Source organism: Capnocytophaga sp. oral taxon 903, from assembly GCF_013394785.1.
GTDB lineage: Bacteria > Bacteroidota > Bacteroidia > Flavobacteriales > Flavobacteriaceae > Capnocytophaga > Capnocytophaga ochracea.
Genome location: NZ_JABXYW010000002.1, coordinates 264428 through 275723, shown reverse-complemented (window position 1 = coordinate 275723; position 11296 = coordinate 264428). Strand labels below are relative to the sequence as shown.

The window sequence follows — 11296 nt, the reverse complement described above, 5'->3', positions numbered from 1 at the left end:
ACCTTAAAACTGCGCTGCAGGAGCGGTATCGTTGTTGAGCTTCTTGTCTACCGAATTGTTCTTTCCTTTGGAGAAATCGTAGCTAACCCCTAATACAAACATATTGCGGTTGTTTTCTATGTAGGTATAGCTATGCTGGTTTACCAAACCTTCGTAACTACTCTTCATCTTGTATTCCGAAGGCATTCCTAACCAAAACACACCACCTTTAAGTGTCCAACTACCTAACTGGTATTCTATAAAAATATCATTGTTATTTTCATAAGTGCTCATAGTGTTGCCGTCTATGTAATAAATAGGAAAGTTGAAACTGTAATCTACCCTTAAATCTTTATAGGTAAAAGTAAGTGATAGGTTGTTATCGATATAATTATTGCGAGCGCGTAGTCCAGCATCAGTAACCAAAGTCTCATGTGTAGGGGCTATATTAGCTGAAAATACAAATAAATCATTCCTTAATGGTTTAAAAGTACCATCTAATGAAAAACCAAACTCCTCGTGATATTTACTGTTTTCATAAGTGCTGAGTATTCCATTGCGTACGGGGTCTTTGATATAAATATCAGTAATTACTCGTTGGGTGTTTTTGTAGAAGGGTTGAAGGTTAAAATCGGTGTACTCATTGTTGAAAGTATAAGAGAGTCCAGTCCAAAATATATGTTGTGATTTTAGGTAAGGATTTCCTGTCTCCAAGATGTTTGGTGCTTGTTGTGCTATATTGCTACTGAGTTCTGCACTACGCGGACTGCGGGGTACATAGTAACTTGTGAGGCGCAAACTCTGGTTATTAGCTAATTCATAACCCAACACTACTTTTGGGGTAAACACCCATTCGGTAAAAGTGTTTTCGGCACTACGATTGTGGGTGTGGGTAAGCCCAGCACTGGCTCTGTACATAAAATTAGCTTTTTTGCCTACAAACTCGGTGTACAAATACTGATTGGTATAGGTAACATCGTAAGCCGAAGTACCTGCCAAGTTACGTAAATCATTGTCGATAAAAGTACTGCTAATACGGTAGCCCGAATTGAGTTTGCCTATAGTAAACTGATGAGTATGTGCTACTTCACCTACCCAACCGCGTTGCTTTACTTTCAAATCCATATCATCGTCGTACACATTCTGCTGGGTTGCGGTCTCCCATTCCTTTGAGAGGTTCTCTTTGGTAGTGTTATAATGGCTCCCCACGGCGTTTACGCTCAATTCATCGCGTTTGCCTAATTTTTTAGAGAAGTATAGGTCTACTTTGGGGCGCAACCAGTGGTCGTGACTTTTACCTGATAATGTGTGATGGCTAACCGTTGTACCTTGTGTAAATAGGTTTATGCCATTGCTATGTACAGAGCGATTCAAAAGCTCCATTCCTGCTTTAACTTGAAAATTGTAGTTTTGTGGTACTACTGCGCTATAACGCACCGAAGCGTTGTGCGCATTATAGCTAAACCCTGATTTTGATTGTTGGTCGTTTGCATAACGGACACCCGATAGTTCGTAATCGGAGTGTTTTTCATAGTATCTATCGTTGTAATTGCGAAACTCCAATTTGTATTCCACTCCCAACGTATGTTTGCCTTTGGTGTAGTTGCTATAAGCCGAAGCATCTACAAAACCTGTAGTAAGAGCCGAAAGCGCATCTACCCCTACCGAATACCCCTCTTCAGCCGAACGTGTGATGATATCCACCACTGTATCAGCCCTATTGCTCCAACGCGCAGGCGGAATATCGTAATAGTCTATGCGTGCTACGTTTTGAGGGGCGATACCGCGTATTTGCAAGTCAGTTGCCTCTACACCGTTTACCAATACCAAGAGCGTACCCCTTTTAAGGGTAGCAATCTGGTTGGTTACAGGGTTGAGGTGCAGGTTAGGCAAACTGCGCAAGAGGTCTTTGGCATAGCGTGCTTGTTCCACAGCTTTCTTTTCAAAGGTAAAACTCGCCTTATCGGTATACTGTGTTTTGCGCTGTGCTTTTACAATTATCTCATTGAGCACAATCGTATCCAAAGGTGTTTCAGGCACTACTTCTTGCGCTGTAGTGGTCATAAAATAAACTAATAGTAAGCTGGTTAAAAGGAGTTTCATAGTGTTAATCTTTCTAATTTTGTAGGGTCATTTCTATTATCCCAAAAAGAAAGTATTTCAATTCTGTCGGTTATGCGGTAAATAATAGAGAAGTTTTTAAGAACTAATAGACTCCTTATCTTGAAATATGGAGTGCTCAAATAATGCTCTTGTCCAATAAAGGGATTATATATAAGCAAATCCTCACTTTTCTCCACTTCATTCATAATTTTTATAGAATAAGAGTTTGATTTATTATGGTTTGTCCAATAAGACAAAATATCATAATACTGCATTTCTGCTTCTAGTGTCCATTCTAATTCCCACATACTATTTCACGTGCTTTTTTTCTAACTTCAGTATAAGGTTTTAACAATCCATTATTAGCTTGTTCAATACCTCTTTCTATGGAAGTTAATTGTGCTTCAGTGAAATGTGTTTCACTCCTTTCAAAAGAGATTTGTTGTTCCTTGAGCCATTCTTCCACTAAAAGTTGCTCTTCTGTGTTTAAAGGTTGTACTAATATATTCATAGTTTTTTAGGTATATTGTTAAGGATAATTAGTTGTATAGCTCCTTTTATCCTGCAAATTCATCTAACATATCCAAAGATGGTACAAAGAAAAGTGTTCCTGTTTTGGCAGTGCTGAAATCTAATAGACGGTCGTAATTGCCAGCGGGATTGCCTATAAACATATTAGTAAGCATCTTTTCTACCGTACTGAACGTATTGGCATAGCAGATGAAGTAAGTGCCCATTTGGTGACTTACGGGGTCGTGGAAAGGCATATTGTCTCTCACTACTTTCAAATCATCACCTACATTGGCAAGTGCCGAGTGCGCATTGGTAGGCTTGGTATCCTCGTCCATTTCTATGTCCATTTCTTTGCTACGCCCTATTACTTTTTCTTGTTCGCTAACGGGGAGCGCACGCCAAGCGTTCATATCGTGTACGTATTTTTGTACGAATAGGTAGCTTCCTCCTTGGTAATCGGGGTCTTCATCACCTACTACGGCAAACTGTTCGCGTTCTGCGCCACGCGGGTTTTCGGTACCGTCTACAAAACCGATGATAGCGCGTCCGTCCCAATATCTAAAACCTTGTACGTTTACAATACCATTGGCAATGGGTTGCATTACCTCGCTAATGGCAGCTGCCATATCGTAAGCCAAGCTGGGGTTATGAGCGCGGATATGAAAGTGTAAGTCGCCTTCGGTGGATACAGCAGTGTGTTTACTACCTCTGATGGGCTCAAAATCTTTGAGTTCTTTGGGGAGTGGTTTGGGTAACCCTAAAGTAAGCCACGCCCTATGGCTAATGCCTATGGTTACACTGGCACAACCTTCAGGAAAGCGGTCGGCTACCGAGTTGTTGAGGTTTCCTACCAAACCACATACTTTTGCAAAAGTATTATTAAGCAATGTCTTGTCTATATCTTTTTTAAATGCCCATACCAAAAATATGGTATTGTTATTAGGCAAGTCTGTTACATTCTGATAATTCATTATATTAAGTATTTTTAATTTTTTAGGAATATTTCACGCGCTCTTTTCTTAACTTCAGTATAAGGTCTCAACAATCCGTTATTAGCTTGCTCAATACCTCTTTCTGTGGAAGCTAATTGCCCTTTTGTAAAATAAGTTTTTCTTCTGTTAAAAGAAATCTGTTTTTCCTTGAGTCATTCTTCTACTAATAATTGCTCTTCGGTATGTAAAGGTTGTGTACTATGATGTTCATAGCTCATTCATTTTATAACTTCCTAAATCATCTAATGTTCTACCGAATAATCGTTTGAGTTCTATCAGGCCCCACCGATACTACTTTGATGGGCACTTCGAGTTCTTTCTCTAAGAAACTGATATAATCCAAAAGTTCTTTGGGTAGTTGCTGGTAATTGGTGAGTTTGGTAAGGTCTTGTTGCCAGCCTTTGAGTTCCGTATATATGGGCGTTACGTTCTGTTCTTCTATATTGTAAGGCAAGTGCTTGATTTCTTTTCCTTTATAAAGATATGACGTACATACTTTTAAAGTCTCAAAACCGCTGAGCACATCGGCTTTCATCATTGTAAGTTCGGTAACTCCGTTTACCTGTACAGCGTATTTAAGGGCTACCAAATCAAGCCAACCACAACGGCGACGCCTACCGGTAGTGGCTCCAAATTCGCGACCTACTTGGGTCATTGTTTCGCCCACTTTGTCAAACAGTTCGGTAGGGAAAGGCCCACTGCCCACACGGGTTGTATAAGCCTTAAAGATACCTATTACCTCACCAATACTGCGAGGAGCTACACCTAAGCCCGTACAAGCTCCAGCAGCCGTTGTGTTCGACGAGGTTACAAACGGATAGGTACCAAAATCAATGTCCAACATAGAACCTTGTGCTCCTTCGGCAAGTATTTTCTTACCCTTTTTGAGGGCTTGGTATAGGTATTCTTCACTGTCGATAAGTTGAAACTCTTTCAGCACTTTTATCGCTTCAAAAAACTCGGTTTCCAACTCTTGTAGGTTATACTGGATATCCACCTTGTAGTTAGCGAGCATTTCTTCGTGTTTATCGGTGAGGTTACGGTAACGCTCGTTAAAGTCACTGAGCTCTATATCGCCCACGCGCAAGCCGTTACGACCTGTCTTATCCATATAAGTAGGCCCTATGCCTTTAAGAGTAGAACCTATTTTAGCTTTACCTTTGGAAGCTTCCGAAGCAGCATCTAAGAGGCGGTGGGTAGGTAAGATAAGGTGTGCTTTGCGCGAGATAAGCAAATTCTGTTTCAGGTTTACCTCGTAAGGAGCGAGTGCCTTTATTTCTTTTTTGAAAATGATAGGGTCTATCACCACCCCATTACCGATGATATTTACAGCACCTTTGTGGAAGATTCCCGACGGAATAGTGTGTAACACGTGTTTAATACCGTTAAATTCAAGAGTATGCCCTGCGTTAGGGCCTCCTTGAAAGCGTGCGATAATGTCGTAGTTTTGCGTAAGGACATCTACTATTTTCCCTTTTCCTTCGTCTCCCCACTGAAGACCTAATAATAAATCTACTGCCATTTTTGTTTCTTTTATTTAGTTGCTCTCTCTTCTTTTGGGGCATCTGCTTTGCGTGTACCGTAAAAATAAAGAGAGTGATTGCTAATATTAATGTTAAAAACTTCTTCTATGGTTTTCTGTATTGCTTGAATACGAGGGTCGCAAAACTCCACAATCTCACCCGTATCGGTAAGGATTACGTGGTCGTGCTGACGGTCAAAATACGATTTCTCGTAATACGCTTGGTTTTGTCCAAACTGATGTTTGCGCACTAAACCACATTCCAGCAAGAGCTCAATCGTGTTGTAGAGGGTCGCTCTACTCACCCGATACTTTTTCTTTTTCATATTTTCATAGAGCGTCTCTATGTCAAAATGGTCGTTGTATTCGTAAATCTCCTTCACAATCGCATAGCGCTCAGGGGTCTTACGGTGTCCGTTGTCTTCCAAATATTTGGTAAGAACCTTTTTTACAATCTCCAAGTTCTCTTCGGAGGTGTTTTTTTTATCTTTCTCAGCTATATTTTTCATATATTAAATATGTTTTTCAATAAAGGGCAAAAGTACTATTTATTTTTCAGAAAACAAAACACTATTATTATTTTTCAAAGCAAACATATTTCAGCGTGGTTATATTCGCCCTCTTTGCATTGTTTCAATTTCCCTTTTGAAGATATTTTTACCACATTACCCTCGTCATTCGCCCCTCGTCATTCGCCATTTCTTCCCTTTTTCCATCATACTCCCTCCTATTGCCTATGGCCTAAGGCCTAGTGCCTGTTCTCTTTTCTTTCGCCTCGAAACCCTTATTTTAACATTTTTAACCTTGTTGTATTATATTATGAATCAACTTTTTACACACCCTTTCTATACCAATCGTCCAAGATTCGTATAAGCTTCCTATAAGCTCTCTATAAGCTAACCCCACCCTCCTCATAGCCTTTTTTCACCAAAATCTCTCCCAATCCTCTTCCGAACTTCTCCGTTTCCCTTCGAATTCCTTAACCCCTCCCCATTTTCTCATTTTCTCATTTTCTCATTTCCTCATTCTCTAATTTTCTAATTTCCTCATTTTCTAATTTCTGGTATTATTGATATTAAAAAAATATTTCCTACCTTTGCAGTCTAAATTCACTGAACAGCATATATGAAACTTCAAAATATCATCATTACCATAGCCTTGCTATTCACATTGCAAAGCTGTATCAAAAGCGAAGCCCCAAATGCCGAAGCCGATATCCTAACCTGTGAGGTCGACGGCAATCTGCTCATTCGTGAGCCCATAATCCAAAACACTGAGGTAAAACTCTACGTAACCGATTTAGATAAAGTAAAAAACCTCGCCCCTCGCTTCACCCTTACACAAGGGGCAACCATTAGTCCTACCAGTGGTACAGCACGCAATTTTTCTACCCCTCAATTCTATGTAGTAACCTCTGAGGACGGTAATTGGCAGAAAACTTATAAAGTGAGTTGTCTTACTAACGAAATTATCGCTCACTATCACTTCGAAAACGCTCGTGTTACCGATGGCTACTACACTTTTTACGATACCTCAGTAAGCGGACAAGAAATCGCTTGGAGTAGCGGAAATGCAGGGTTTAAATTTACCAACAGTAGTGCTAAACCCGATGAGTTCCCTACAAGTCAGAGTGAGAGTGGATACAGAGGGAAATGCGTGAAACTCGTAACGCAAAGCACAGGGGTCTTAGGAAAAACTTTTGGTGCTCCTATCGCAGCTGGTAATCTCTTCACAGGAAGTTTTGAAATAGATTTGTTCACCCCTGCAAAATCTACTCATTTCGGGATTCCTTTCAAAAGAAAACCTAGTCATCTCTCAGGATATTACAAATACAAAGCTGGTGAAAAACTTACCGATAAAAACGGCAATGTAATACCTAACCAAAAAGACAAATGTGATATTTATGCAGTGTTCTACGAGGTAACTTCTCAAGTGCCTCATTTAGATGGCACTAACATTAAAACGCACAATAATATAGTGTTAATGGCACAACTAACCGACAAGAGAGAAACCGATAATTGGGTACAATTCTCTATTCCTTTTAAAACAATAAAAGGTCGCTCTATCGATACTAAAAAACTAAAAGAAGGAAAGTATAGCCTCGCTATAGTACTTAGTTCCAGTGAAAAAGGCGCTGATTTTACAGCAGCCGTAGGTAGTACTCTTTATGTAGATGAAATGCAATTGTCTTATGAATAATGAAGTTATGAAAAAGAATATCGTTATTGTATGCTTAATGCTATTGAGCTGTTTTTCATATGCGCAAAACGAACGTACTGAAACGCTTGTACAATCAGAGGCTAAAGGTTGGGAATACGAGCTAAAAGCCGGCGTAAATATAGGAGGTGCAAGCCCAATACCACTCCCTAAAGAAATAAGGAAGATAAAGGGATATAGCCCAAAGTTTAATGGCTCATTCGAAGGGACTGTAACCAAATGGCTTACTCCTAAATGGGGTATCTCAGCTAGCTTACGATTGGAAGAAAAGGGTATGGAAACCGATGCGAATGTAAAGAACTACGGAATGGAAATTATAGAACAAGGTAACCACGTGGCGGGCTATTGGACGGGTGATGTACATACTACCTACAAAAGTTCATTCGTTACCTTGCCTATATCACTGAACTATCACCTTGCCAATCGTTGGAAATTGCGCTTAGGTACATTCGTTTCTTACCGTATGGACGGTAATTTCTCAGGCTATGTAACCGAAGGTTATTTACGAGAAGGTAGTCCTATCGGTGAGAAAGTAAGTTTCACTAACGGACAGATAGCCTCTTATGATTTTAGCAATTATCTCCGCCATTGGCATTGGGGCACACTGATAGGAGGCTCTTGGCAGGCGTTCAAGCATTTCAATATCAATGCTGAATTCACCTACGGAATAAATAATATCTTTAAAAAGGACTTTAAAACAATTACTTTTGATATGTATCCCATCTATATGAATATAGGTTTTGGGTATCACTTTTAAGCACTTTATAATATCTTAATCCTTAAAGGAAATATATGACAAAGTTATTTGTAAAAAATATGGTCTGCCATCGTTGTATAATAGTACTCGATGAACAGTTAAAAGCATTAGGCTTAACACCACAAAGCATCAATTTGGGTGAAATTACTTTTACACAGGAACTTTCGTCTGATGAGATACAAGCTATTAAACAAGCTCTCTTACCCTTAGGATTTGAGGTGATGAACGATAAGAAAAGTGTTCTTGTTGAAAAAATTAAATCTATCATTATCAATTTGATACATAACCAAGACAACAAACTATCGTTTAACCTTTCTGAAATACTCAGCAGTGAATTAGGTCGAGATTACGGGGCTTTATCGCGTTTGTTTTCTGAGGTAGAAGGCAGAACTATTGAAAAATTCTTTATTGCTCAAAAGATTGAGAGAGTAAAGGAACTCTTAGTATATGACGAACTGACGCTTAGTGAAATAGCTTATCAACTCAACTATTCAAGTGTAGCGCACTTAAGCAATCAGTTTAAAAAAGTTACAGGACTCACCCCTAGCTTTTTCAAGCAGATAAAAGATAACAAACGTAAGTCTTTAGATGAGGTTTAAAATCTTACAAATTAAATACAAAATTGTGTAATATCCAAGTAGATGTTTTGCTGTATCTTTGCAGCGTAAAACAAATAACTTTTTAACATTTACAATTTATGGAATACAATATAGAAGGTATGGGGTGCAGAGGTTGTGCCAATACCGTACAAAAAAAGCTCTCTGAAGTAGCAGGCGTAACAGCTGTTACCGTAGATTTCGCTACTAAAAAAGCTACTGTCGAAACTGATAGAGAAATCCCTTTTGAAGCTCTTGAAAAAGCCTTAGAGGGTACTCATTATAGCATTCATCAGGCTTCAAATTCTGAAGGCTCTGGTGTTTTCTATTGTCCTATGCACTGCGAAGGCGATAAAACCTACGATCACCCTGGTGATTGCCCTATATGTGGTATGCACTTGGTAGAAAAAGTAGGAGGAGCTCAACAACAACATCATCACCACGAAGAAACCCCAAAAAAAGCCAAAGGCTCTGGTGTTTTCTATTGTCCTATGCACTGCGAGGGCAACAAAACCTACGACCACCCCGGTGATTGCCCCGTATGTGGTATGGATTTGGTTGAACAAGTAAGCACAGAGGCTCCTGAAGGTGAAAGTGCGGAAGAGCAAAAGCGCAAAAAGTTACGCCGTCACTTTTGGGGTGCTGTAGCCTTTACGCTCCCTATCTTTATCATCGCAATGATCGGAATGTGGCACAACAATCCGCTGTATGAGTTAATGCCTATAAGTGCGTGGAATTGGGTGCAGTTTGCACTCTCCTTGCCTGTGGTGTTCTATTTCTGTTGGGTATTTTTTGAAAGAGCTTGGCGCAGTATCCGCTCCTTGCGCTTCAATATGTTTACCCTTATAGGGATAGGCGCTGGTGTAGCTTGGCTTTTCAGTGTAGTAGGACTGTTAGTTCCTGATATGTTCCCTGAACAATTCAAAGAACACGGCTCAGTACACTTGTATTTCGAAGCTGCTACCGTCATTCTCACTTTGGTACTCTTAGGGCAAGTGCTCGAAGCCGATGCCCACAGTCGTACCCAAAGCGCTATCAAAAAACTATTGAACTTAGCGCCTAATGAAGCTACTAAAATTATTCACGGCAAAGAAGTAACCGTCTCTATAGAAGAAGTGAAAAAAGGCGATTTGCTTCGGGTAAAACCTGGGGAGAAAATCCCTGTTGATGGTGTAATTACCGAAGGTAGTGCGAGCATAGACGAGAGTATGATTACGGGCGAACCTATTCCTGCAGAAAAAGAAGTGGGCAATAAGGTATCGGCAGGTACGCTCAACGGTATGCAGTCCTTTGTGATGCAAGCCGAAAAGGTAGGTAGCGATACTCTGCTCTCTCAAATCGTACAGTTGGTACAACAAGCCAGCAGTAGTAGAGCTCCTATTCAAAATTTAGCCGACAAGATAGCCTCTTACTTTGTACCTATTGTGATAGGTATTTCAGTGCTTACCTTTGTGATATGGTCAGTTGTTGGAGTTGAAAATGCTTACGTATACGCCCTGCTCAATGCCGTAGCAGTATTGATTATCGCTTGTCCTTGTGCACTCGGTTTAGCCACCCCTATGTCGGTAATGGTAGGCGTAGGCAAAGGGGCTCAAAACGGTATCTTGATACGCAATGCCGAAGCCTTAGAAGTGATGAACCGCGTTAATACTTTGGTTGTAGATAAAACGGGTACCCTCACCGAAGGTAAACCCAGTGTGAGTCGTGTACTTACCTTTGGAAATACTACCGAAAAAGACTTGCTACAAACGCTTTACAGTCTTAACAAGCATAGCGAACACCCGCTTGCCAAAGCTACCAATACATATGCTCAAGCACAAGGCATTACTCCCTTATCTTTTACCCACTTTGAAGCCTTAGCGGGCAGAGGAGTAAAAGCTACTTTTGAAGGAAAAGATTATTTCTTTGGCAACGAACGCCTAATAAAAGAACTCGATATTGCTTTGCCTGAAGAAGTAAGCACTGCTGTAAAAGCGGAGCAAGCGCAAGGGAAGACCGTTTCACTTGTAGTCGTAGGAAACCAAGTAATAGGGGCAGTTGCCATAACCGATAAAGTAAAAACTTCTACTGCTGAAGCGATACAAGAGTTGCAAGACTTAGGGGTAGAAATTGTGATGCTCACCGGCGATAATCCGCTTACAGCTGAGGCAGTAGCCAAAGAAATAGGTATCACTCAATACAAAGCGGGAATGCTTCCTCAAAACAAGCAAGAGGAAGTAGCGCGTTTGCAAGCGGAAGGTAAAATCGTAGCAATGGCAGGCGATGGTATCAACGATGCTCCTGCTTTAGCACAAGCCAATGTGGGTATCGCAATGGGTAACGGAACTGATATTGCGATAGAAAGTGCTAAAATCACTTTGGTAAAAGGCGACTTGAGCGGAATTGTAAAAGCCAAAAAACTCAGCAAAGCGGTGGTGAAAAACATACGCGAAAACCTTTTCTTTGCGTTAGTGTATAACAGCGTAGGTATACCTGTAGCAGCAGGGGTGCTATACCCTATCTTTGGTATCTTGCTTTCTCCTATGTTGGGTGCCTTAGCAATGAGCTTTAGTTCTGTAAGTGTTATAAGTAATGCTTTAAGATTGAGAAGAACGAAATTATAAAGAATAAAAAAAGC

10 protein-coding genes are annotated in these 11296 nt (G+C 40.3%); 4 read left to right on the top strand and 6 right to left on the bottom strand.

Going from position 1 to position 11296, the window contains the following annotated elements:
- Positions 1 to 3: 3 nt before the first annotated feature.
- From HW279_RS01160 to HW279_RS01135, 6 genes are all read right to left on the bottom strand, one after another.
- A complete protein-coding gene (locus tag HW279_RS01160) occupies positions 4 to 2082 on the bottom strand; it encodes an outer membrane beta-barrel protein (protein ID WP_178957647.1) in 2079 nt (692 codons plus the stop codon).
- Positions 2079 to 2390: a type II toxin-antitoxin system RelE/ParE family toxin gene (locus tag HW279_RS01155; protein ID WP_009418832.1), complete on the bottom strand. Its 312-nt coding sequence runs from the start codon at positions 2388 to 2390 to the stop codon at positions 2079 to 2081. The genes HW279_RS01160 and HW279_RS01155 overlap by 4 nt, the downstream gene beginning before the upstream one ends.
- Positions 2378 to 2593, bottom strand: a complete 216-nt coding sequence (locus HW279_RS01150; protein ID WP_016479107.1) for a hypothetical protein — start codon at positions 2591 to 2593, stop codon at positions 2378 to 2380. Before HW279_RS01150 ends, HW279_RS01155 begins: the two co-directional genes overlap by 13 nt.
- A 46-nt stretch (positions 2594 to 2639) precedes the next feature.
- On the bottom strand, positions 2640 to 3566 hold the full coding sequence (locus HW279_RS01145) for a Dyp-type peroxidase (RefSeq protein WP_178957646.1): 927 nt from the start codon (positions 3564 to 3566) through the stop codon (positions 2640 to 2642).
- Between the two features lie 271 nt (positions 3567 to 3837).
- On the bottom strand, positions 3838 to 5109 hold the full coding sequence (locus HW279_RS01140; protein WP_178957645.1) for an adenylosuccinate synthase: 1272 nt from the start codon (positions 5107 to 5109) through the stop codon (positions 3838 to 3840).
- Between the two features lie 11 nt (positions 5110 to 5120).
- On the bottom strand, positions 5121 to 5618 hold the full coding sequence (locus HW279_RS01135; protein ID WP_002673241.1) for a Fur family transcriptional regulator: 498 nt from the start codon (positions 5616 to 5618) through the stop codon (positions 5121 to 5123).
- Between the two features lie 616 nt (positions 5619 to 6234).
- Here HW279_RS01135 and HW279_RS01130 point away from each other — a divergent pair.
- The 4 genes from HW279_RS01130 (at position 6235) to HW279_RS01115 (ending at position 11282) form a co-directional block, all read left to right on the top strand.
- Positions 6235 to 7308 carry a PCMD domain-containing protein gene (locus tag HW279_RS01130; protein WP_178957644.1) on the top strand — a complete coding sequence of 358 codons (1074 nt, stop codon included), beginning with the start codon at positions 6235 to 6237 and terminating at the stop codon, positions 7306 to 7308.
- A complete protein-coding gene (locus HW279_RS01125) occupies positions 7301 to 8083 on the top strand; it encodes a porin family protein (protein WP_178957643.1) in 783 nt (260 codons plus the stop codon). Before HW279_RS01130 ends, HW279_RS01125 begins: the two co-directional genes overlap by 8 nt.
- A gap of 35 nt (positions 8084 to 8118) precedes the next feature.
- A complete protein-coding gene (locus tag HW279_RS01120; RefSeq protein ID WP_009418824.1) occupies positions 8119 to 8682 on the top strand; it encodes a helix-turn-helix domain-containing protein in 564 nt (187 codons plus the stop codon).
- Positions 8683 to 8780: 98 nt separating this feature from the next.
- Positions 8781 to 11282: a heavy metal translocating P-type ATPase gene (locus HW279_RS01115; protein ID WP_178957642.1), complete on the top strand. Its 2502-nt coding sequence runs from the start codon at positions 8781 to 8783 to the stop codon at positions 11280 to 11282.
- The last annotated feature ends 14 nt before the right edge of the window (positions 11283 to 11296 follow it).